General features: G+C 70.2%; 24 protein-coding genes and 1 riboswitch. Of the genes, 8 read left to right on the forward strand and 16 right to left on the reverse strand.

What is annotated here, in order from left to right; translation table 11 throughout:
• Positions 1-38: 38 nt before the first annotated feature.
• A complete protein-coding gene (gene murQ, locus OG272_RS23045; RefSeq protein ID WP_405894697.1) occupies positions 39-998 on the forward strand; it encodes an N-acetylmuramic acid 6-phosphate etherase in 960 nt (319 codons plus the stop codon).
• Positions 999-1053: 55 nt separating this feature from the next.
• On the opposite strand, the gene OG272_RS23050 is transcribed toward murQ, so the two are convergent.
• From OG272_RS23050 to OG272_RS23060, 3 genes are all read right to left on the reverse strand, one after another.
• Positions 1054-1470 (reverse strand): PIN domain-containing protein, encoded by a 417-nt coding sequence (locus tag OG272_RS23050; RefSeq protein ID WP_405894698.1) that lies wholly within the window; start codon positions 1468-1470, stop codon positions 1054-1056.
• On the reverse strand, positions 1467-1691 hold the full coding sequence (locus tag OG272_RS23055) for a type II toxin-antitoxin system VapB family antitoxin (RefSeq protein ID WP_060891249.1): 225 nt from the start codon (positions 1689-1691) through the stop codon (positions 1467-1469). The genes OG272_RS23050 and OG272_RS23055 overlap by 4 nt, the downstream gene beginning before the upstream one ends.
• A gap of 104 nt (positions 1692-1795) precedes the next feature.
• Positions 1796-3010, reverse strand: coding sequence for an IS110 family transposase (locus OG272_RS23060; RefSeq protein ID WP_405893262.1), 1215 nt, complete (start codon positions 3008-3010; stop codon positions 1796-1798).
• A gap of 297 nt (positions 3011-3307) precedes the next feature.
• On the opposite strand from OG272_RS23060, the gene OG272_RS23065 reads away from it, so the two are divergent.
• On the forward strand, positions 3308-3886 hold the full coding sequence (locus OG272_RS23065) for a hypothetical protein (RefSeq protein WP_326581854.1): 579 nt from the start codon (positions 3308-3310) through the stop codon (positions 3884-3886).
• A 90-nt stretch (positions 3887-3976) separates the two neighbouring features.
• Here the strand turns inward: OG272_RS23065 and OG272_RS23070 are convergent, their stop codons facing one another.
• Positions 3977-4189 carry a hypothetical protein gene (locus OG272_RS23070; RefSeq protein WP_326585993.1) on the reverse strand — a complete coding sequence of 71 codons (213 nt, stop codon included), beginning with the start codon at positions 4187-4189 and terminating at the stop codon, positions 3977-3979.
• Entirely contained in the window at positions 4186-4416 is a 231-nt protein-coding gene (locus OG272_RS23075) for a hypothetical protein (RefSeq protein ID WP_326581850.1), read from the reverse strand. Before OG272_RS23075 ends, OG272_RS23070 begins: the two co-directional genes overlap by 4 nt.
• Positions 4417-4530: 114 nt before the next feature.
• Between OG272_RS23075 and OG272_RS23080 the strand changes: the two genes are divergently transcribed.
• Together OG272_RS23080 and OG272_RS23085 are read left to right on the forward strand one after the other, a co-directional pair.
• Complete coding sequence (locus tag OG272_RS23080; protein WP_326581848.1) at positions 4531-5370, forward strand: helix-turn-helix transcriptional regulator; 840 nt, start codon at positions 4531-4533, stop codon at positions 5368-5370.
• Positions 5354-5617 (forward strand): DUF397 domain-containing protein, encoded by a 264-nt coding sequence (locus tag OG272_RS23085; protein ID WP_326581846.1) that lies wholly within the window; start codon positions 5354-5356, stop codon positions 5615-5617. The genes OG272_RS23080 and OG272_RS23085 overlap by 17 nt, the downstream gene beginning before the upstream one ends.
• Here the strand turns inward: OG272_RS23085 and OG272_RS23090 are convergent.
• Both OG272_RS23090 and OG272_RS23095 read right to left on the reverse strand, forming a co-directional pair.
• Positions 5614-6231 (reverse strand): hypothetical protein, encoded by a 618-nt coding sequence (locus OG272_RS23090; protein WP_326581844.1) that lies wholly within the window; start codon positions 6229-6231, stop codon positions 5614-5616. The genes OG272_RS23085 and OG272_RS23090 overlap by 4 nt on opposite strands.
• The gene (locus tag OG272_RS23095; RefSeq protein WP_326581842.1) at positions 6182-7141 is read right to left on the reverse strand and encodes an LLM class flavin-dependent oxidoreductase; all 960 of its coding nucleotides are present in this window, start codon (positions 7139-7141) and stop codon (positions 6182-6184) included. Before OG272_RS23095 ends, OG272_RS23090 begins: the two co-directional genes overlap by 50 nt.
• Positions 7142-7605: 464 nt before the next feature.
• Between OG272_RS23095 and OG272_RS23100 the strand changes: the two genes are divergently transcribed.
• Both OG272_RS23100 and OG272_RS23105 read left to right on the forward strand, forming a co-directional pair.
• Positions 7606-8478: a hypothetical protein gene (locus tag OG272_RS23100; protein WP_405896061.1), complete on the forward strand. Its 873-nt coding sequence runs from the start codon at positions 7606-7608 to the stop codon at positions 8476-8478.
• Positions 8479-8537: 59 nt separating this feature from the next.
• The gene (locus OG272_RS23105) at positions 8538-9218 is read left to right on the forward strand and encodes a Uma2 family endonuclease (protein ID WP_326581840.1); all 681 of its coding nucleotides are present in this window, start codon (positions 8538-8540) and stop codon (positions 9216-9218) included.
• A 147-nt stretch (positions 9219-9365) separates the two neighbouring features.
• On the opposite strand, the gene OG272_RS23110 is transcribed toward OG272_RS23105, so the two are convergent.
• From OG272_RS23110 to thrC, 6 genes are all read right to left on the reverse strand, one after another.
• The gene (locus OG272_RS23110; RefSeq protein ID WP_326581838.1) at positions 9366-9986 is read right to left on the reverse strand and encodes a superoxide dismutase family protein; all 621 of its coding nucleotides are present in this window, start codon (positions 9984-9986) and stop codon (positions 9366-9368) included.
• Between the two features lie 195 nt (positions 9987-10181).
• A complete protein-coding gene (locus OG272_RS23115; protein WP_405894700.1) occupies positions 10182-11315 on the reverse strand; it encodes an NADH:flavin oxidoreductase in 1134 nt (377 codons plus the stop codon).
• A 302-nt stretch (positions 11316-11617) separates the two neighbouring features.
• Positions 11618-13240 (reverse strand): chaperonin GroEL, encoded by a 1623-nt coding sequence (groL, locus tag OG272_RS23120; protein ID WP_326581833.1) that lies wholly within the window; start codon positions 13238-13240, stop codon positions 11618-11620.
• A 449-nt stretch (positions 13241-13689) separates the two neighbouring features.
• Positions 13690-13896 carry a cold-shock protein gene (locus tag OG272_RS23125; RefSeq protein WP_005486335.1) on the reverse strand — a complete coding sequence of 69 codons (207 nt, stop codon included), beginning with the start codon at positions 13894-13896 and terminating at the stop codon, positions 13690-13692.
• Between the two features lie 483 nt (positions 13897-14379).
• Positions 14380-14655, reverse strand: a complete 276-nt coding sequence (locus OG272_RS23130) for a ubiquitin-like small modifier protein 1 (RefSeq protein WP_326581831.1) — start codon at positions 14653-14655, stop codon at positions 14380-14382.
• A 117-nt stretch (positions 14656-14772) separates the two neighbouring features.
• Complete coding sequence (thrC, locus tag OG272_RS23135) at positions 14773-16059, reverse strand: threonine synthase (protein ID WP_405894701.1); 1287 nt, start codon at positions 16057-16059, stop codon at positions 14773-14775.
• Between the two features lie 17 nt (positions 16060-16076).
• A riboswitch (SAM riboswitch) is annotated at positions 16077-16252 on the reverse strand.
• Positions 16253-16383: 131 nt separating this feature from the next.
• Here thrC and OG272_RS23140 point away from each other — a divergent pair.
• On the forward strand, positions 16384-17328 hold the full coding sequence (locus OG272_RS23140; protein ID WP_328223472.1) for a glucosyl-3-phosphoglycerate synthase: 945 nt from the start codon (positions 16384-16386) through the stop codon (positions 17326-17328).
• Between the two features lie 264 nt (positions 17329-17592).
• Positions 17593-19011 carry a trehalose-6-phosphate synthase gene (locus OG272_RS23145; RefSeq protein WP_326581825.1) on the forward strand — a complete coding sequence of 473 codons (1419 nt, stop codon included), beginning with the start codon at positions 17593-17595 and terminating at the stop codon, positions 19009-19011.
• A gap of 92 nt (positions 19012-19103) precedes the next feature.
• Here OG272_RS23145 and otsB read toward each other — a convergent pair whose 3' ends face one another.
• The 3 genes from otsB to OG272_RS23160 all read right to left on the reverse strand — a co-directional run bounded on the left by otsB (position 19104) and on the right by OG272_RS23160 (position 21702).
• Positions 19104-19979 carry a trehalose-phosphatase gene (otsB, locus tag OG272_RS23150; protein ID WP_328223475.1) on the reverse strand — a complete coding sequence of 292 codons (876 nt, stop codon included), beginning with the start codon at positions 19977-19979 and terminating at the stop codon, positions 19104-19106.
• A gap of 17 nt (positions 19980-19996) precedes the next feature.
• Positions 19997-20224: a DUF3263 domain-containing protein gene (locus OG272_RS23155; protein ID WP_326581821.1), complete on the reverse strand. Its 228-nt coding sequence runs from the start codon at positions 20222-20224 to the stop codon at positions 19997-19999.
• A 230-nt stretch (positions 20225-20454) separates the two neighbouring features.
• Complete coding sequence (locus tag OG272_RS23160; protein WP_405894703.1) at positions 20455-21702, reverse strand: ABC transporter substrate-binding protein; 1248 nt, start codon at positions 21700-21702, stop codon at positions 20455-20457.
• Positions 21703-21853: the final 151 nt, after the last annotated feature.

Below are 21853 nucleotides of genomic sequence, written 5' to 3' on the forward strand. Positions count from 1 at the left end.
AAGGCACAGTCGCACCGCACCGTACGGAATGAGTCACCATGGCCACTTCCCCCCACGCCTCCGCCCTCCCCCACCATCTCTCCGTGCGCGCCGAGCTGGAGTCGCTGACGACCGAGGCGTTCCGCCCGGAGCTGGCCGACATCGATCAGCTGCCCACGCTCGACATCGCGAAGCTGATGAACGCCGAGGACGCCGCCGTGCCGACGGCCGTCTCCGCGCAGCTGCCGCTGATCGCGGCGGCGATCGACGCCATCGCCGAGCGGATGGCCCGGGGCGGCCGACTGATCTACGCGGGCGCGGGCACGGCGGGCCGACTGGGCGTGCTGGACGCGTCCGAGTGCCCGCCGACGTTCAACACGGCACCCTCGCAGGTGGTGGGCCTGATCGCGGGCGGCCAGGAGGCCGTGGTCACCTCGATCGAGGGGGCGGAGGACTCGGCGGAGCTGGCCCGGACCGACCTCGACGCGCTCGCGCTGACGCCCGACGACACGGTGGTCGGCGTCTCCGCCTCCGGTCGCACGCCGTACGCGGTGGGCGCGGTGGAGCACGCGCGCGCGACCGGCGCGCTGACGGTCGGCGTGTCCTGCAACACGGCCAGCGCGCTCGCCGCGGCGGCCGATCACGGCATCGAGATCGTCGTCGGCCCGGAACTGGTCACCGGCTCGACGCGCCTCAAGGCGGGCACGGCCCAGAAGCTCGTCCTGAACATGCTCTCGACGATCACCATGATCCGTCTCGGCAAGACCTACGGGAACCTGATGGTCGACGTCCGGGCCACCAACGACAAGCTCCGCGCCCGCTCCCACCGCATCGTCGCCCTCGCCACCGGCGCGACGGACACCGAGATCGAAACGGCCCTCACCGCCTCGGGCGGCCAGGTGAAGAACGCCATCCTCACCATCCTGAGCGGCGTGGACCCGAGCACGGCGACCCGCCTGCTGACGGAGAACGACGGCCACCTGAGGGCGGCCCTGGCGGCGGCGATGACGACGGGCTGATACTCCGCGGGCAGGCACAGGCGGGTGCCCCCGGAGCAGACACCGCATCAGCTCTCTACGGCGGCGGCCCTCGGCGCACGTCGAGCTGACGGAGTTCGACCGCCAGGCGAGCGGCCGTCACGAAGCCCCTGTCGTCGTGCAGGACGACAAGACCGTGGTGAGCGGCGGTGGCACAGACCTGCAGATCGACCGCGGACAGCGCCTGATGCTCGCCTCGCTCGGCGGCCCGCAGCTGCAGCCCGCCGATCCAGTGGGGCGCGCCCTCCGGGACGGAGACGTCGTCGTAGAGCTCGGCGAACATCGCGCTGTACTCGTACTCCTTGAGGCCGCGTGCCGAGCGCAGGAACTCCGCCCGCTGCGGATAGCACGACCGGAGGTCGCCGTCCATGACGACGGGGCGCCACGCCTCGTGAAGACGCCGGTCCCGGAGCAGGCGCCACAGGGCCGACGAGTCCAGCAGGTAGCCGGTCACGCGCGGTGGGCCTCCTTGTCCGCACGGTGCGCGGCCTCGGCCCCTTCGATGTCCCACTCCTGGGCAAGCTCGAAGTACTTGTCGTGGGCGGTGGCGCGCAGAAGCCGCATGTTGTACTCCTCCAGCGCCTTCGCCACCGCTGCGGTCTTCGTCCGGTGCCCACCCAGGCGCTTCGCGGTCTCCAGCGCCTCATCGTCGATGTCGATGTGTGTCAGAGACATGCGGCCTCCCGCGATGTACAGAATTTCCGGTAATCCCCTCATGGAATGTACATACCCCTCCGAGGTTGAGCCCGACCTTCGGGGACTGAAGCTCCTATTGGCTGTCAAGCAGTGGTGAGCCAGTCGCGGTAGACGTTGGCGAGGTCGTCGTCGCGGCGTGTGCCGCGTTCGATGCCGGAGATGACGGTGGGCCAGACACCGAAGTGGTGGGCGGCGGCGGTGAGGGTGATGTTCTTGGCCTGGCGTGCGGGCCGCAGGTCCGCGATGTCGGGGACCGTGACTGTGGTGGTGAGGTAGCGGAACACTTCACGGGCGATGGCCCGTTTGAGGAGCCGGATGATCTCCTTCTTGGTGCGGCCTGCTGTGGTTTGGCGGGCCACGTAGTCGCGGGTGCGGCGGTCGCTGGACATGCGGACGAGGGCTATCCGGTAGAGGGCCGCGTTCGCGGCCCGGTCGCCGCCTCGTGAGAGGCGATGACGGTTGGTTTTGCCGCTGGAGGCGGGCACGGGGGCGACGCCGCACAGAGCTGCGAAGGACGCCTCGGTGCGCAGGCGGTCCCGGTTGCCGCCGGCGGTGATCAGCAGCTGGGCCGCGGTGTCGGGGCCGACGCCGTAGGCGGCCCGCAGGCCCGGATTGTGTCCGGCGACGATGTCGTCGAGGGCGGCGGTGAGGTCGTCGTGCTCGGCGGCCAGGGCCTTCACGCGTCGGGCGAGGCTCTTCAGGGCGGTCAGGACGGCGGTGTGGACGGCGTCTCCAGTGGGACGCAGGCGTGCCAGGGTGTCGATCAGCGGTTTGCCGCCGAGGGCCCGGTAACGGGCGCGGATGGTGTCGGGGGCGCCGATGAGGATGTGGCCGATCTGGTTCATGGCGGCGGTGCGGGCTTTGACCGTGGACCGGGCGGCGTTGTGGAGGGCTCGTATGCCGGTGACGGTCTCGTCCTTGGGTGCGCTCGATGCGCGTCCGGAGAGTGCGGCGCGGGCGGCGGCGTAGGCGTCGATGGGGTCCGACTTGCCGCTGCGGCGGCGTTCGGCCCGGTCGGGGCGGTTGACCTCGATGACGGTCAGACCGTCGGCGCGGGCGGCGCGGGTGAAACCCGTTCCGTAGGACGCGGTGCCTTCGACGCCGATCGCGGCCACGTCTCCGTGTGCGGACAGGAACGCGAGGGCTGCCGCGTATCCGGCGGAGGTGGTGGGGAACTCGGCGTCGGCGAGATGGCCGCCGTTGCCGGTGACGACCGCGACATGAACGGTGTCGGCATGGGAGTCCACGCCGCCGAACACCCACTGGCCGGCCATGTCTGCTGTGCCCGCTGATGTCATGCTGGAGATGCCTTCCTAGCCGGAGGCGGCACCGGCCGGGTGGGGCAGACAGGACATTGAGGGGGCTTCTGACCAAGCTCCTATCAGGTCATGTTCCACCTGGCCGGAGCCATGGAGAACGGGCCCCGGCAGCCGGACGGTACAGCCGGAAGACAACCCAGCAGGGTGTCAGTCAGTGGCAGAGCCACGACCACCGGAACCCGCTTACGAGTATCAATGTCAGTGGCGTGTGGCACGGTGGTGGGGATCGCTGATGTCTCCCTTGTCTCCCCTGCCTCCCCGGGAAGGACCGCGCCCGTGAACCACGCGCAGCTCACCGCCCTCGGCCGCGCCCTGCGTCTCCTCGGGGAGCACGGCGACGCGCTGAACGCCGACACCCCGGACGCCCGGCTGCACGAGGTGAAGGCCGACCTCAGACGAGCCCTGGAGCTGCTGGACGAGACGGTCACGACGGCCGCCCCGACGACCCGCTGCGCCGAGCACCCGAACGGCCCCGTGGACGAGGAGGCCCCCGACCGCTGCCTGCTCTGCGAGACCCGCCGCCGAGCCGCCCGCCGCACCCAGCTGAACGACAGCTACGGCCCGGCCCGCCCCGCCGGCCCCGCCACCCCGACCCCCTCGCGCTACGGCGTACGGGACGACCGCCCCCAGCCCCAGCAGCGCTGGCTCCCGGAGGCGTGGAACGGCCAGGTCTGGCAGCTGTGCGGCACCCCCCGCCGCGACCGCCGCGAGGCCGAGCTCTACCTCGCCGCGCAGCGCCGAGGCCCCCGCCCCGCGATCGCCTACCGCCTGGTCCAGGAGTTCACCGACTACGACGTGACACGCATCTGGGGCGAGCCGGTCCGGGTGGACATCGAGCCGCTGGGCAATCTGTAGCGAGGGGACGAGAGGCCACCCCGGTCTCGGCCCAGGAGCCCGGCCGTCCCGGACGCCCGGCCGTCCTGGACGCCCCGACGCCGCAACGGCTCAACACGGCAGCCGCCCCTCCTCGTTGACCCGCCGCACCCGGGCCCGCAGCACCTCCCCCGGGGTCGCCTCCCGCAGGGTGTCCGGCGGACAGTCCCACTCCCGGCCGCCCCCGACCGGCCGCAACTGCACGTAACCGCCCTCCCGGCCCATCACCTCGCCGAGCCGCCCGTCCCGTACGTCCACGGCGTACGACCGCTGCGGGGCGGTCACGTCCGAGCCGCCTTCCGCAGCACGGCGGCGAGGTCGGCGGCGACCTGGAGGTTGCAGCACCCCAACTCGACGAGCGGGTAGGGCAGTTCACTGGCCCCGGTCACCGGGTCCACGCGCAGCGACGGGAGCACGATGCCGACTCCGCGCAGGGCCTGGTCGAGTTGCTCCACGGCTTCCTCGGTCGTCCGCACTGTGCTCCGCCCCTTCGCCGCCGCTCTGTTCTTCACGTCCGCTTCCTCCACGCTGGGTTGCCGATTCACCACACAGCGTGGCCGAGGGGCCTCTAGCCTGGCCAGATACGACGCCCCAACAGGGGGACTGCTGGACAGGAAGTTGCGGCCATGCCAGGACCGAAGGACCTCGACCCGTCGTCGTCACCCCGGGCGCTGCTCGGCGCCGAGCTGCGCCACGCGAGGGAGCGGGCGGGGCTCAGTCAGGATGATCTGGGCCAGCGGTTGTTCGTGAGCGGGTCGTTCGTGGGCCAGCTGGAGTCGGCCGTACGACGCCTGCAGCCGGAGATCGCGCGGCTGATCGATGTGGCGCTGGAGACGGGGGACTTCTTCAGCCGCAATTGCAAGGCGGCGTCCAAGTCCCGCTATCCCGAGCACTTCGCAGAGGCAGCGGAGGCGGAGGCGCTGGCCACGGCGATCCGCCAGTACACGCCGATGTTGATCCCCGGACTGCTCCAGACGCCCGCGTACGCACGAGCCGTGAACCGTGCCTACGCCCCGACAGCGCCGGAGGAGACCATCGAGGGGTGGGTGGAGGGACGGATCGCACGGACCCGGCTCCTCGACGATCCAACAAAACCTTTGCTGTGGGCGGTGCTTGACGAAGCCGCGCTACGCCGAGAGACCGGCGGCCGTGCCGTGATGGAGGAAGCCCTGACTCACGTCGCGGGCCTGGCCCGCCGGAGCCGGGTCATCGTGCAGGTACTGCCGTTCAGCGCGGGAGCGCACACGGCCATGGAAGGCGCGCTGAAGCTGATGGACTTCGACGACGCCCCTCCGCTGGTCTACTTCGAGGGCGTCCGTGTCGGACGGCTGGAGGACGACCCAGCCCTCGTCAGCCAGCTGCGGCTCACCTTCGAGCTACTCGCGGCCTCCGCCCTCCCGCCTGAGAAGTCCCTGGCCCTGATCGAGGCGTTGGCGCAGGATTATGCCCATGAGGAACATCCCTGACCACGACCTGAGCGCCGCCATATGGCACAAGTCCAGTTACAGCGGCGGCGGTGGCGGCGACTGCCTGGAGGTCGCCCGCTGGCGCAAGTCGACGTACAGCGAGGGCGGAGGCGGCAACTGCCTGGAAGTCGCCGAAGGCCACCCCACCCACATCCCCGTGCGCGACTCCAAGACCCCCCTCGGCCCGAAGCTCGTGTTCCGGGCCGAGGTGTGGTCCGTGTTCGTCGAGGACCTCAAGTCGCGCTAGGCGAACGGGTTGCCGTGCCCCGGTAGCCGTCCGCCCGGTGGCACATACCGCAGCCGCCCGACCTGGTCGGTCACCGGCGTGAACCCGGCGGCCTGGAGCCGGGCGGCATACCTGGCGGTGCGGCGTCGGCTGTAGCCGAGCCCGAAGTACACCAGGCCCATGAGCGCGGCCCAGACGCCGACGGCGATGACGACACCGGTGGCGCCGTCCGCGAACCGGAACGCGATCGCCGCGACCAGCGCGGTGAAGCCGAGACCCGAGATGGCCATCCGCTGCTTGTCGGTGAACTGGTGCCCGAGGTCGAACACCATGCGGGCCTTGAGAAGTTCGGCTTCGGCGGGCACGACGGGCGGCAGCGAGCCCCCGTCCCCTGCCTCGGGATACCGCTCCCGGTTCCGCGCGGCACGCTCCCGGCCCTCCCGGCTCGGGTCGGGCACGACGCGCAGCGCGAACCTGTTGTCGTTCAGGTTCAGGTCCGCGTACTCGTACCCGAACTGCTGCGCGATGAAGGCGAGTCGGGTGAGCCCCTTCATCGTCGTCATGCTGACGACGAGTTCCACGGGCTCACCGCTCTCCATCTTCCGCAGCAGTTTCCGCACACGTCTCTTGCCCACCAGATCCCCCGTCCGTCAACAACTTCTCCTGATCGAACAGCATTTCACCGAGACGGCCGATCTGGGCGGGGTCCGAGGACCAGCAATACAGGACCACCTCGTCCGCCCCGATCCCGGCGAACGCGTCGACCGCGCCGCGTACGGCCTCCGGCGTGGTCAGCAGCCCCTCGGCCATGTACTCCGCGCGCCCGGTGAAGGCGTAGTACCGCAGCAGGTTGGCGCGGGCGTCGGCGATCACCGACGGCCCACCGATCGCCACACTGGCCTGGGCCACGAGCTTCGGGCGCCCGGCCCGCCCGTGGTTCTCCCAGGCGGTCTCGACCTCACGGAACATCCGGTCCATGTGGGCCGGAGGCAGCGCCGCGCCGAGGAAGCCGTCGCCCCAGCGCGCGACGCGTTCGAGGGCGGCGGGGGCGAAGCCGCCGAACAGGACCTCGGGGCCGCCGGGGGTCGCGGGGAGCGGCCCGATCGGCCCGACGCCCTCCGCGTACGGCTGCCCGGACCAGGCCCAGCGCAACTGCTCCAGCTGCTCGTCGAGCCGACGCCCGCGCCGCCGGATGTCGATGCCGGCGACCTGGCAGTCGTCCTCCCGCCCGCCGATCCCGATGCCGAAGGTGAAGCGCCCGCCGGAGATCCGGTCCAGCGTGGCCGTCTGCTTGGCGAGGATGGCGGTGTTGTAGTGCGGGGCGAGCAGGACTTCGGTCTGGACGCGGATGCGGCTCGTCGCCCCGGCGAGGGCGGCCAGCGTGACCAGCGGGTCGGGGTTGTCGTAGACGAGCCGGTCGAGCAGTCCCAGCGTGCTGAACGAACTCTCCTCAGCGAGCCGGGCCCAGGTCAGCAGGCCGGCGGGGTCGTCGACGGGCAGACCGAGCCCGACGGGTATGCGTGCGGGTACGGAAACGGGGCTCATGGCGGAACACTCCTGTGAGCGGTGGAAGGGCAGGGCAAAATCACTGCCGCCCGCTTCCTGGCCACGCACGTGTGCGTGTGCGCCCGCTCCCGTTCTGCGGCGTCCTTCTGGAGAGCGTGATCGTCGAAGTGGCGCCACAGTACTCAGCCGCCCCACCCCCCGGCGACCGAATTAACGCCCCCGAAGCTCAAGCCCCCAGCTCCGAGCCCTCTTTTCAAGGAACGGGAGGCGGGCCTCACCCCCCCCCACCCGGCGAGTTGACTTGACGCGTTCGACTTGCCACGCACGGTGACGATGCTGATACCGTGCCCGCAGACGAAACAGCCCCCGCCAGGTGCTACCAACACCGGCGGGGGCTTGACCTACGAGATCGAAAGACACGGTTCGATCCCATGGCTGATGCCAACCTTAGTGCTGCCTCCCTGCCCGCGCACGCGGACCCGCACCCTCCGCGCCCCCACCCCATGGCCAACCCGGGCTACGGCAAACGCACCGCCCCCGACCAACACCCCCGCACGGCCCACGACTTCGCCGACCTCCCACCCCGCGAAGCAGCCGTCGCCGCGTACATCGACCGCCTCCCCGACGGCGCCGACATCTCCGTGAAAACGCTGGCCAAGACACTCCCGTACGGACAGTGCGCGCTGCGCACGGCCCTCAACAGGCTCCAGGAGGCGGGCCACTTGCGCCGGGGCCGGGAGTCCATCGAGGCCGGCTCGGGAGGTTCCCGCTGGATCACCCGATCGTGGTTCTCCCGGACGGCACGGGACGACGACTGGTGGGCGAGGTTCACGCGGGGCGACGTACCGCAGGAGCCGGGGCAGGTGCCGGGGCAGGTGCCGGGGCAGGTGCCGGGGCAGGTGCCGGAGAAGGCCCCCACCCGTTCCCGGGCCCACATCCTCCTCGCCGCGCTGGGCCGGGAGGCCCCCGCACTCTCCCTCTCCCAGGCGGACTGCGCGGCACTGGCCCCGCTCCTGCTGCCCTGGTTCGAGCGCGGCGCGACCGACGAGTCCATCCGCCAAGCCCTGACCTCCGGCCTCCCGACCCCGGTCCACAGCCCGGCGGCCCTCCTCCGCACCCGCCTCCTCGCCAAGCTCCCCCCGGAACCGGCGCCCCTCCCCGACCCCGTACGCCCTCCCCTCCGCATGCTGGAGTGCGCGAAGTGCGGCATCGCGGGCCGTCCCGAGGCCCTACCGGGCGGCATGTGCGGCGCCTGCCGAGGCGAACGCGCCCCTACTCAACCCAACACGCCCCTGTCCGCCGCCGCAGTACACACCCACGCGGCCCAGATCCGTGTGGCGATGTCACAGCAGTCACGAGAAAGGACACCCGTATGACCGCTCCTACGGTCCGTCGTCACCACACCGGGGCACGATGGGAGGAAGGAGGCGACCCCATGACCCCTGATACCGCCGAGCGTCCGCAGATGTCCGTCGAGGACTTCGAAGAACTCGTCCGCAGGGCTCCGACGGAGCTGCGGAACCGGCTGGAGTTTCTCGGCGGGAGGCTGTGCGTCCGGCACGGCCCGCTCGATGTCGACGAGTTCGAGGAGCTGGCCGCCGTGGCTCCCGAAACCGTGCGGCTCGAGTACATCAACGGAAATGTAAAGGTCAAGGCCATGCCTGACGGCAACCACCGCTCGATCTTCATGTGGCTGCTGCGCCAGTGCATGCAACACCGTCCCGACCTGGATCTCGTGCCCGAGTCCGGAGTGAAGGCCGAGGCCTATCGCAAGGGCCGCGCGCGCACTGACGGCACGCTGGTGCCGGTGGATCACTTCCGGGGAGACGGCGAGTGGTCCAACCCCGACGGCGCTCTCATGGCCGTGGAGATCACCTCCCGCGACCGCGACACCGACCAGCGCGACCGTATCGACAAGCCGGTCGGCTACGCGGCAGCCGGCATCCCCGTCTACCTCCTCATCGACCGCGACAACAACACCCTGACGGTCTTCAGCGAGCCGAGGGACGGTCGCTACCAGCAAGCCCCCTCCTACCCCTGGGGCGCAACCGTCGAGATCCCCACCCCTGTCGACATCACCCTCAAGACCGAGAAACTCAAGGACTACGCCGACTGACCCGTCCCGATACCGGCCCGGGCACAGCCCCATGAACGCGACGGTGACCGTCTGCCCGATGTGGGCGGACGGGTCGAAGACGAGGGGCGCGGCGGAGGTTCCGCCTGCCGCCCGTGCCGGTGATCGGCTCGGGCGGCACACGATCGCCTACTTGAACGGAACGTTCACGCAGGCCAGCCGCGCCCCGGCCGTCCCCGCGTGCCCCTCGTGCGTGGACGTCGCCGCCTCGTGCAGCACCACGGAACGGGCCCCGCCCTCCCGGAACCGCCAGTCGACGACGCCTATGGAACGCGCCGAGCCGTCGTCGTTCGTCGTCACGTCCAGCCACACCTCGTTCTCGGCGTTGGCGTACTCCGGGTCCACGGACGGCTGCTTCGGGTCCACCTCGTCCTGGTAGTGCGGCCCGGCGTCGGCGGGCAGCTTGCCGCACGGCTTGGTGTGCACGTGCGCGCCGTACACCCGGTTCGCGGTGAGGTCCCGCAGCCGCAGCTCGATCCGCGTACCGCCGTCGCGCCGCAGCTCCTCCTTGACCTGCACGCGCCCGGCGACGGGCACCAGGTCGGTGTTGTAGGTGACGGCGCGCGCCGCATCCGCGGTGCCGGCCGGGGCGAACACCGTCTTGACGAGCACCTTCTCCACCGGCTTCTTCCCGGTGGTCTCACTGGCGCCCGCGGTCGCGGCGACGCCGAAACCGCCCGCGACGGCCGCCACTGCGGCACCGGCCGCGATGAACCGCTTGTGCTTGAGGGTGAGCTTGTGTCGTGCCATTGGATCTCTCGTCCCGTTCGTGGGGGGTGAAGGGGAGCTGTCGCAGACAACAACGCACCCCAACTGCCTCCCTAAAAGCGGCAGTTGGGGTGCCTGGCGACGCTGTGGTCTCGACCCTACAGCGACACATATGACGGGATTGGCTCACTACCGCCAGGTACTCGCCAGGTAATGGGGAGACTTGGCGAAAGATCCTCAGCTGAGCGAGCCCAGCGCCGCCGGCTCGAACGCCTTCAGTTCGCCGAAGCGGCCGTCGAGCACCTTCGCCGCCCACTGAGGGTCCTGGAGCAGCGCGCGGCCCACGGCGACGAGGTCGAACTCGTCGGCCTCCAGGCTGGTCAGCAGGTCGTCGATGCCCTTGAGTGTCGCTCCCTCACCGGAGAACGCGGCGAGGAACTCGCCGTCCAGGCCGACCGAGCCGACGGTGATGGTGGGCTTGCCGGTGAGCTTCTTCGTCCAGCCCGCGAGGTTGAGCTCGGAGCCGTGGAACTCCGTCTGCCAGTAGCGGCGCGTGGAGGCGTGGAACGCGTCGACACCGGCCGCCACGAGCGGGCTCAGCAGCGCCTCCAGCTCCTGAGGCGTCTCGGCCAGCCGCGCGTCGTACGCCCCCTGCTTCCACTGCGAGTAGCGGAAGATGACCGGGAAGTCGGCGGACACGGAGTCCCGCACGGCCGCCACGATCTCCGCCGCGAACTTCGTGCGGGCGACCGGGTCACCGCCGTAGGCGTCCGTACGGCGGTTGGTGCGCTCCCAGAGGAACTGGTCGATCAGGTAGCCGTGGGCGCCGTGGAGCTCGACGCCGTCCATGCCGATGCGCTCGGCCTCGGCGGCGGACTGGGCGAAGGCCGCGATGACCTCGTCGATGTCGGCCTGCGTCATGGCCCGGCCGCCCTCGGCCTCGGTGCCGTCGAACCGCAGGCCGGAGGGGCCGAGGACCGGGGCCTCGGGGAAGAGCCTGCCCTGCTGCCGGACGGTCCCGATGTGCCACAGCTGCGGCACGATGGTGCCGCCGCCGGCGTGCACGGCCTCCGCGACCTTCGCCCACCCGGCGAGCTGCTCCTCGCCCGCGAACCTCGGCACCCCGTCCAGGTGCCCGGCCGTCTCGTGCCCGACGTAGGTCCCCTCGGTCACGATCAGACCGACCCCCGCGGCCGCCCGGCGCCCGTAGTACGCGGCCACGTCCGCACCCGGTACCCCACCGGGCGAGAACTCCCGCGTCATGGGCGCCATGGCGATCCGGTTCGGAACGGTCAGACCGTTGATCGTGACGGGCCGGGACAGCACCTCGGCGGCGCGGGAGGTGGAGGTGGAGGTGGAGGCGGTGGTCACGTGGGGACTCCTCGGAGAGGTCGTCGGGACATCGACATCGACATCTGCGTCGACATCTACGTCGACATCGACAGGGCGTCGACGGAACATCGACACGTACTGCGATGCGGGCATCGAATTGAATGGAGCATGCACTACATGCGCACGCATACAGCGTCTCTCCGCACAACCGCCCCGCCCGCCACGGAATTCCGCCGCCGCGCCCTCGTCCGCCGTGACCCAGGACACGCCCGAGGGCGGCACCCCCTGCGTCCAGGGAGTGCCGCCCTCGGTACTGAAGGACGGTGATCGACCGGGGTCGATCAGAAGTCCATGTCACCGCCCGGCATACCGCCGCCGGCGGGCGCGGCGGACTTCTCCGGCTTGTCGGCGATGACGGCCTCGGTGGTGAGGAAGAGCGCGGCGATGGAGGCGGCGTTCTGCAGGGCAGAGCGCGTCACCTTCGCCGGGTCGATGATGCCTTCGGCGATCATGTCGACGTACTCACCGGTCGCGGCGTTCAGGCCGTGGCCGACGGGCAGGTTGCGCACCTTCTCGACGATGACGCCACCCTCGAGGCCACCGTTGACGGCGATCTGCTTGAGCGGGGCCTCCAGGGCGAGCTTCACGGCGTTGGCGCCGGTCGCCTCGTCACCCTCCAGCTCCAGCTTCTCGAAGACCGAGGAGGCCTGCAGCAGGGCCACGCCACCACCGGCGACGATGCCCTCCTCGACGGCCGCCTTCGCGTTGCGAACGGCGTCCTCGATGCGGTGCTTGCGCTCCTTGAGCTCGACCTCGGTCGCGGCACCGGCCTTGATGACGGCCACGCCGCCCGCGAGCTTCGCCAGGCGCTCCTGGAGCTTCTCGCGGTCGTAGTCCGAGTCGCTGTTCTCGATCTCGGCGCGGATCTGGTTGACCCGGCCGGCGACCTGGTCGGTGTCACCGGCGCCGTCGACGATCGTGGTCTCGTCCTTGGTGATGACGATCTTGCGGGCGCGGCCCAGGAGGTCCAGGGTCGCGTTCTCCAGCTTGAGACCGACCTCCTCGGAGATGACCTCGCCGCCCGTGAGGATGGCGATGTCGCCGAGCATGGCCTTGCGGCGGTCACCGAAGCCCGGGGCCTTGACGGCGACGGACTTGAAGGTGCCACGGATCTTGTTGACGACCAGGGTCGACAGGGCCTCGCCCTCGACGTCCTCGGCGATGATCAGCAGCGGCTTGCCCGACTGCATGACCTTCTCCAGGAGCGGGAGCAGGTCCTTGACGTTGGTGACCTTGGAGTTGGCGATGAGGATGTAGGGGTCCTCGAGCACCGCCTCCATGCGCTCCATGTCGGTCGCGAAGTACGCCGAGATGTAGCCCTTGTCGAAGCGCATGCCCTCGGTGAGCTCAAGCTCCAGACCGAAGGTCTGCGACTCCTCGACGGTGATGACGCCTTCCTTGCCGACCTTGTCCATCGCCTCGGCGATGAGCTCGCCGATCTGGGTGTCGGCGGCGGAGATGGAGGCCGTGGAGGCGATCTGCTCCTTGGTCTCGACCTCCTTGGCCTGGTCGAGCAGCGCACCGGAGACGGCCTCGACGGCCTTCTCGATACCGCGCTTGAGGGCCATCGGGTTGGCGCCGGCGGCTACGTTGCGCAGGCCTTCGCGGACCAGCGCCTGGGCCAGGACGGTCGCGGTCGTCGTGCCGTCACCGGCTACGTCGTCCGTCTTCTTCGCGACTTCCTTGACCAGCTCGGCGCCGATCTTCTCGTACGGGTCCTCGAGCTCGATCTCCTTGGCGATGGAAACACCATCGTTGGTGATCGTGGGGGCGCCCCACTTCTTCTCGAGGACGACGTTGCGGCCCTTGGGGCCGAGCGTCACCTTGACGGCGTCCGCGAGCTGGTTCATGCCGCGCTCGAGGCCGCGCCGTGCCTCCTCGTCGAACGCGATGATCTTGGCCATGTGAAGTGGTCCTCCCGGACTGGGGTGGATTGCTCCGGACCGCGCTGGCGCCCGCGACGGACGGCCTGCCTGCCTCGTGGTTCCTTGCCCCACTTGGCCTGCGGGCCTCACCGACCCGGTCCTCGTTGTCACTCTCACCTTCAGAGTGCTAACGCCAATGATTAGCACTCGGCATGCCCGAGTGCAAGGTGCGCCCGCGAAGCGGGCTCGTCGAGGGGTGGTGGTCGGGCGGCGGGCGGGCGTAAGCGGCTCTCGGTGATCCGCAGGTGAACGCGCCCCTGCGCCCCCGTACGCGACCCCGCCTCGACCCCGCCTGACCCTCACCTCGACCGCGCCTCGGCCCGGACCGCCCCGGTCACGGGCACGCAGAAGGGCCCGCACCCGTGGACAGGGTGCGGGCCCTCCTTTGAAGAACGAAGAACGTCGCTGCGTTAAACCCGGCGCGTACTTCAGCCGGCCGCGAGTCGGACCATGTCCGCCTGCGGCCCCTTCTGACCCTGCGAGATCTCGAACTCGACCCGCTGGCCCTCTTCCAGGGTGCGGTAACCGTCCATCTGGATCGCGCTGTAGTGGACGAATACATCCGCACCACCGTCGACCGCGATGAAGCCGTACCCCTTCTCCGCGTTGAACCACTTGACGGTGCCCTGAGCCATGCCTAACTCCCCTATTACTGGCCCTTGCACAGATCCACACTTCGCGGATCCGGGTCAGACCTCACCCCCCAACGGTTGGGGGTGTGCGCCGGAACGCGTCGACCGCGGCCGAATGTATCTGTCCAACTGCCCTCTGCAACAGGTCAATCGGACGAGAATTCTGGACACGACCGGTCGGGAATGTACGAACAATTCGCCCGAATTCAGGGCAAGTCGGGCCCCATAAAAGGAACGAAATACGCAAAAGGCCTGCACACTTTGGCTACTTCATATAGGGCGTGCGGCGCGATCAGATATGCGCCCGGCATGAAATCACTACGGCGATCGATCCGGGTTCCCCAACTGTACCGCGCTCAATCATAGAGAATTGCCCCCTCCGCTTCTCTGGCGGAGAGGGCAATTCGATGAACGCTCGGTAATCAATGTTACCGACGGTTACTACCGGCGGGTACCGATCGCGGGTCAGCCACCGGCGACCGAGGGTCAGCCACCGGCGACCGCGGGAATGATCGACACGCCCGCACCGTCCGGCGTGGCCGTCTCCAGCCCCTGCTCGAACCGGACATCGTCGTCATTCACGTACACATTCACGAATCGCCGCAACTTGCCCTGATCATCCAGAACCCGGGCGGCGATCCCGTTGTGGTTCTTCTCCAGATCGGCGATGACCTCGGCGAGGGTGGCCCCTTCGGCGGTCACCTCGGCCTTGCCGCCCGTGTAGGTGCGAAGGATGGTGGGGATACGGACGGAAACGCTCACGATGGGACCTCCGGTCAGCTGTGTTTTTCAGGGGCGCGGGGCTGTACTGGACGTGCGGCTACCGCCGCGTGGGCGCGACCAGCCCCCACGGACCCGCAGACGAGTGACTACCAAGCCTTACGCAAGACCGGCTTCCCGGAACGAATCCAGGTTGGGCCGGATGGTCGCCGTCAGCCCGGTCCCGGCCACCGCGTCCAGCGTCTTGAGACCGTCACCGGTGTTCAGGACGACGGTCGTCAGCGTCGGGTCGAGAACACCGTCCTCGATCAGCTTCTTCGTCACCCCGACGGTCACCCCGCCCGCGGTCTCGGCGAAGATCCCCTCCGTCCGCGCCAGCAGCTTGATCGCCTCGACGATCTGGTCGTCCGTCACGTCCTCGACGGACCCACCGGTGCGCCGCGCGATGTCGAGCACATACGGCCCGTCCGCCGGGTTACCGATCGCGAGCGACTTCGCGATCGTGTTCGGCTTCTGGGGCCGCACCACGTCGTGCCCGGCCTTGAAGGCCACCGACACCGGCGAGCACCCCTCCGCCTGCGCACCGAAGATCTTGTACGGCTTGTCCTCGACGAGCCCGAGCTTGATCAGCTCCTGCAGCCCCTTGTCGATCTTCGTGAGCTGCGACCCGGAGGCGATCGGCACGACCAGCTGGTCGGGGAGCTGCCAGCCGAGCTGCTCGCAGATCTCGTACGCCAGGGTCTTGGAGCCCTCCGCGTAGTACGGGCGCAGGTTGACGTTCACGAAGCCCCAGCCCTCGCCGGCCGGGTCGCCGATCAGCTCGGAGCAGAAGCGGTTCACGTCGTCGTAGTTGCCCTCGATACCGACGAGCTCGCCGCCGTAGACGGCGGCCATGACGATCTTGCCCTGCTCCAGGTCGTGCGGGATGAACACGCAGGACCGGAAGCCGGCGCGGGCGGCGGCGGCGCCGACGGCACCGGCCAGGTTGCCCGTGGAGGAGCAGGAGAGGGTGGTGAAACCGAAGGCGCGGGCCGCCTCCAGCGCCTGGGCGACGACACGGTCCTTGAAGGAGTGCGTCGGGTTGCCGGAGTCGTCCTTGATGAAGAGCTTGCCCGCGTCGACGCCGAGCGCGCCCGCCAGGTTGTCGGCCTTGACGAGCTGGGTCCAGCCGGGGTTGATGTTCGGCTTGGTGGCCACGTCGGCCGGGACGGGCAGCAGGGGCGCGTACCGCCAGATGTTCGCGGGGCCGGACTCGATCCGCTTGCGGAGCTCTTCCGTTTCGTAGGCGGAGTAGTCGTACGCGATCTCGAGCGGTCCGAAACACTCCTCGCACGCGAAGACCGGTCCCAGCGGAACGCGGTGACCGCATTCGCGACAGCTCAGGGCGGCGGCGGGGCCGAGGTCTACTGTGGAGTCGGTGGTGCTTGCAACAGTCTGCGCAGCCATGGAGGCGAGGCCCTTTCTCCTCATCTTCCTCACGACGCACTTCGCCGTGAGACGGATTTGGCACCTTCCCGAGCCGGGAGCCTCGCGGAGCGATCGTCGGTGACGCGTCGATGCGCCGTCGATCGGTACGAGACCGGCTGGAGGGTTGCCGGGGCTTCATCGGGCCGTATCCCTCTGCCCCTCTGGATGAGCGGTATTTGGTTGTATACGCGGACGAGCAGCGACATGCGATGGTCACCAGCGTTGTCCAAGACTGTAACCGAAGGCCAGGACAGTTGAGTGAGCCGTCCGAACCGCGAGATGAACGCAGAGGAGCCGCGCACTGTGCTGAAGGAAGTCGAGCGCTGGCTGAGCACCCGCTCCTGGTCCATGGCCGACCGCCCGCTCCACAAGATCATGGCCGCGAAACGCGCCACCCATCAGACCGTCAGCGTGGTCCTGCCCGCGCTGAACGAGGAGGAGACGGTCGGCGACATCGTCGCGATCATCCGTCATGACCTCATGCGGCAGGTCCCGCTCGTCGACGAGATCGTGGTCGTCGACTCCGGCTCGACCGACCGAACGTCCGAGGTCGCGGCCGCGGCCGGGGCCCGGGTCGTGCACCGCGACGACATCCTGCCCCGCATGCCGACCGTGCCCGGCAAGGGCGAGGTCCTGTGGCGGTCGTTGCTGGTGACGTCCGGCGACATCGTCTGCTTCATCGACGCGGACCTCAAGGAGTTCTCGTCCGACTTCGTCTCCGGGATCGTCGGGCCCCTGCTCACCGATCCCGGCGTCGACCTCGTCAAGGCGATGTACGACCGCCCCCTCGGCTCCGCCGCCGGCCAGGGCGGCCGTGTGACGGAACTCATGGCCCGCCCCCTGCTCAACATGCACTGGCCCCAGCTGGCCGGCTTCGTCCAGCCGCTCGGCGGCGAGTACGCGGCCCGCCGCTCCCTCCTGGAGCAGCTTCCGTTCCCGGTCGGCTACGGCGTGGAGCTGGGCATGCTGGTCGACGCGCTGCATCTGGTCGGCCTGGACGCCCTGTCCCAGGTCGACGTGGGCATCCGCAAACACCGGCACCAGGACGGGCAGGCCCTCGGCCGTATGTCCGCGGCGATCTATCGCACGGCCCAGCTCCGGCTGGCCCGCGGCCACATGATCCGTCCCGTTCTGACGCAGTTCGAGCGGGGCCGGGAGGGGTTCGAGCCGCGGACGTATTCGGTGGACCTGGAGGAGAGGCCGCCGATGGTGGAGATCGCGGAGTACGTGGAGCGAAGGGCCGCGTGAGGGGGTGGGGGCGCGGTTCGTCGGCGGGTGCGGCTCCGGTGGAGGGCTGGTCGCGCAGTTCCCCGTGCCCCTGAAAAGCCGGGGCTGCGCCCCGTGCTTTCCAGGCCCGCAGGGCCTGGTCTTTTGGGGGCGCGGGGAACTGCGCGACCGGCCCCCACCGACCCGCACCCGCCGCCCCACGCACACCCCCCAACCCCATGGGCACTCCTGTATACGGCCGAACCGCACGTTTGACCACCGAACCCCCGGGCTAGGTTGAGCCGTATGGCATCAACGCACGGCTCGGCCCAGGTACTGGTCGCGTCCAACCGGGGTCCCGTCACCTACACGCTGGACGACGAGACCGGCGAGCTCACCTCCAAGCGAGGCGGGGGCGGCCTCGTGTCCGGCCTCTCCGCGATCGACCCGGAGTCGGGCGCGGTCTGGGTGTGCTCCGCCCTCGGCGACGGCGACCGCGAGGCCGTACGACGCGGCGTCGCCGAGACCGGCGTCCGCATGCTCGACATCCCCGCGGACGTGCACGCCGACGCGTACAACGGCGTGGCCAACTCCACGCTGTGGTTCGTGCACCACATGCTCTACCAGACCCCGCTGGAGCCGATCTTCGACGCGGAGTTCCGGCGCCGGTGGGCGTCGTACGAGACGTACAACCGCGCCTTCGCCGAGGCGCTCGCCCAGGAGGCGGCGGACGGCGCGTCCGTGCTGGTCCAGGACTACCACCTGGCCCTGGTCCCCCGGATGCTCCGCGAACTCCGCCCCGACCTGCGGATCGGCCACTTCTCGCACACCCCGTGGGCGCCCGTCGACTACTTCCGGCTGCTCCCCGACGACATCGCCGCCCAGGTGCTGGACGGCATCCTCGGCGCCGACCGGGCGGCGTTCCTCACCCAGCGGTGGGCGGACGCGTTCACCGAGTGCTGTCGCGCCGTCCTGGGCCCCGGCCATCCGTCCGGCACCCGGATCGGCGTGCACGGCCTGGGCGCCGACGCGGACTTCCTGCGGGCCCGCGCCCACCAGCCGGACGTCGACGACCGCATCGCCCTGCTGCGGGAGCAGATCGGTACGACCCCGGAGGGCACCCCGCGCCGCACGATCGTCCGCGTCGACCGCACGGAGCTCTCCAAGAACATCGTGCGCGGCCTGCACGCCTACCGGCAGCTCCTCGACGACCAGCCGTCCTGGCGCGAGCGCGTCGTGCACGTCGCGTTCGCGTACCCGTCGCGCCAGGACCTCGCGGTGTACCGGGACTACATGGCCGAGGTCCAGCGGGTCGCGGACGACATCAACGAGCGGTACGGGACGCCGGGCTGGACCCCGGTCATCCTCCATCTGAAGGACGACTTCGCACGGTCCCTGGCGGCGTACCGGCTGGCGGACGTGGCCCTGGTGAACCCCATCCGGGACGGCATGAACCTCGTCGCCAAGGAGGTGCCGGTCGTCTCCGACGAGGGGTGCGTGCTCGTGCTGTCGCGGGAGGCCGGGGCGTTCGAGGAGCTGGGGGACGACTCGGTGGTCGTGAACCCCTATGACGTGGTGGGTACGGCGCGGGCCTTGCACGAGGCGCTGAGTGTGCCGGTGGACGAACGGGCGGAGCGGATGAAACGGCTCGCCGCCGCGGCCACGGCGTTGCCGCCCACGCAGTGGTTCCTGGATCAGTTGCGGGCGTTGGAAGGCGCCCAGTAGCTCGGAGGAGCTGTTTGGGGGCGGGTGCGGGAGCGTCGTGGCTGGTCGCGCGGTGCCCCGCGCCCCTGAGGGGCCTGCGGCCCCTCGACGATCTAAGCCCCCCTTCCCTCCAGGTGCTCGGCGATCGCCGCCAGGAGTTGTACGACGCCCTCCGGGCCGTCGACCACCAGGTCCGCTCGCTCTGACAGTTCGGTGACCTCCGTACTGCCGCTGCAGACCAGCAGGCCCGGGGTGCCCTCGGTGCGGAGTTTCTCGATGGTGGCGAAGGCGGGGAGGTCGCCGAGGTCGTCGCCGGCGTAGAGGACGGCTTCGGCGGCGGTTTCCGTCAGGTGGTCGCGCAGGGCGACGCCCTTGTCCATGCCCGGCGGGCGGAGTTCGAGGACCAGGCGGCCGGGTTCGACGATGAGGCCGTGGCGGGCGGCGAGGTCGGCGAGGGGGGCGCGCAGGGCTTCGAAGGCGGCCTGGGGGTCGGTGGCGCGGCGGGTGTGGACGGCGACCGCCCGGCCCTTCTCCTCGATCCAGGTGCCCTGCCGCGCGCCGACACCGTCCAGGAGGCCGGGCAGCTCCGCGCGGACCGCCGCGACACCGGGGTGCGGGGCGGGGGCGGTGACCGTGCCGCTGACGGCGTCCCAGCGTTCGGCGCCGTAGTGACCGAGGACGACGAGGTGTTCCAGGCCGGGGACGCCGGCGAAGCCGCCGTGGCGGACGGCGACGCCCGCCGGGCGGCCGGTCACCACGGCGACGGAGGCGACCTTGGGGGCGAGCGCGGACAGCGCGGCGATCGCGTCGGGGTGGGCGCGGGCCTGTTCGGGGTCCGGCACGATCGGGGCGAGTGTGCCGTCGAAGTCGAGTGCGATCACCGTACGGCCGGGGCGGGCGAGGATCGCGTCCAGCGCGTCCCGCCCGGCCGGGGTCACGGGTGTCGGCAAGGTGGCCTTGGGGTTCTCTGCGTCCTTGTGGCTGCCCATGCCTGAGACCCTATCCGTCATCGCTCGGCCCGGCGCCCCTCCCGAACTCTGCGCAGCCGGTTGACGGTGACCGGGTCGTGGGCGAGGGCGCGCGGGTCGTCGAGCAGGGCGTTCAGCAGTTGGTAGTACCGCACGGGGGCGATTCCGAGCCGCTCCCGGATGGCCCGCTCCTTCGCCCCGGGTCCGGCCCAGCCCTGCCGCTCCACGGCAAGGATGGCCTGCTCCCGGACGTCCAGCTCTTCCATGCGACGACGGTAACGGACGGGTATGACATTCGGCCGCGGGTGGGTGGGGGCTGGTCGCGCAGTTCCCCGCGCCCCCTGAAAGACCAGGCCCCTGCGGGCCTGAAAAGCAGGGGGCGCAGCCCCTGCTTTTCAGGGGCGCGGGGAACTGCGCGCGCGGGGAACTGCGCGAGAAGCCCCCACCGGACCCGCACCCGCCGACACAGCCGCACCCCCGAGCTATGAGGCGCCCCTCACTCCTCCCGGTCCGCACCCGTCGCCGTCTGCTGCAGCTGCTCCAGCACGGCCCCCGGCTCCGCACCGGGCCGCACCGCCCGCCCGATCTGCTCCTTGACCGCCGCGCTGACGTCCGCCCAGGACGTCTTGCCGACGGGGTAGAGCCGGGCGTCGGGAAGCTCGTCGAGGAACGGCGTGAGATCGGCGTCGTCCTTCTCCGCGGCCATCGCCTCGGACGCGGACGCGGTCACCGGCAGCAGGTCGTACTCCCGGGAGAAGTCGAGGACGTTCTCGTCGCTGTAGACGAAGTCGAGGAAGTCACCGATCTCGTCGCGGTGACCGTTCTGCTTGAAGGCCATCATCCAGTCGGCCACCCCCATGGTGGCGTGCTCCCGCCCGTCGAACCCCGGCATGGCGGCCGTGCCGTACTCGACGCCCCGGTCGGCGGCCATCCGCATCAGGGTGGGGTGCCCGTTGAGCATGCCGACCTCACCGCGCGCGAACGCCGCGAACGCGTCGGCGCGGTTGAGTTCGGCGGGGGCGGTGGGCCCGGTGAGGCCCTTGTCGACCAGCTTGTCCTTGAGCCAGGTGAAGGTCCGCACGTTCTCGTCGGAGTCGAGCCGGTAGGTGCCGACGTTGTCGGTGTAGCCGGCCCCGCCGCTGAGCAGCCACTGCATGGTCTCGGCCTGGGCCTCCTCGGGCCCGAGCGGCAGCGCGTACGGCGTCTCGACCCCGGCCTCGTCGAGGGCCTCGGCATCGGACGCCAGTTCGCTCCAGCTGCGCGGGGCGCCGTCGATGCCGGCCTGGGCGAAGAGCTTCTTGTTGTAGAAGAGGACGCGGGTGGACGCGGCGAACGGCATCCCGTACGCGACCCGCCGCACCTTGCCCGCGTCGGCGAGCTGGGGCAGGAAACCGGCCTGGACGGGGATGGAGAGCAGGTCGTCGACCTCGTAGAGCCGGTCGGCGGAGGCGTAGTCGGCGTAGGTGCCGATCTGGGCCAAGTCGGGCGCCTCACCGGCGGCGACCAGCTCCTTGACCTTGCGGTCGACGTCGTTCCAGGAGTAGACGCTGACGTCGACCGTGACGCCCGGGGTCTTCTTCTCGTACGCCTTCACGACCGCGTCCCAGTACTTCCGGGAGCTGTTGGCCTCGGAGTCGCCGTAGTCGGCGGCGACCAGCTTCAGGGTGACGCCGGAGCCGCTCGCCTCCGAGACGCCGCAGCCCGCAAGGGTCGCCATCAGCCCCAGCGCGGACAGAGCCGCCATCCCGCTGTTCCTGACGCCGTTCTTCGTCCGCCGCTGCCACTGTCGCACCTACTGCCCCAACCTGTCGCACGTGCCCCGCACACAACAGCCTGGATCACAGGTCCTGCGCCCAAAGCCGTCAATCTCTCAACTTCTCGAACTTCTCGAACTT

The organism is Streptomyces sp. NBC_00104 (genome assembly GCF_045160825.1).
Taxonomy (GTDB): Bacteria; Actinomycetota; Actinomycetes; order Streptomycetales; family Streptomycetaceae; genus Streptomyces.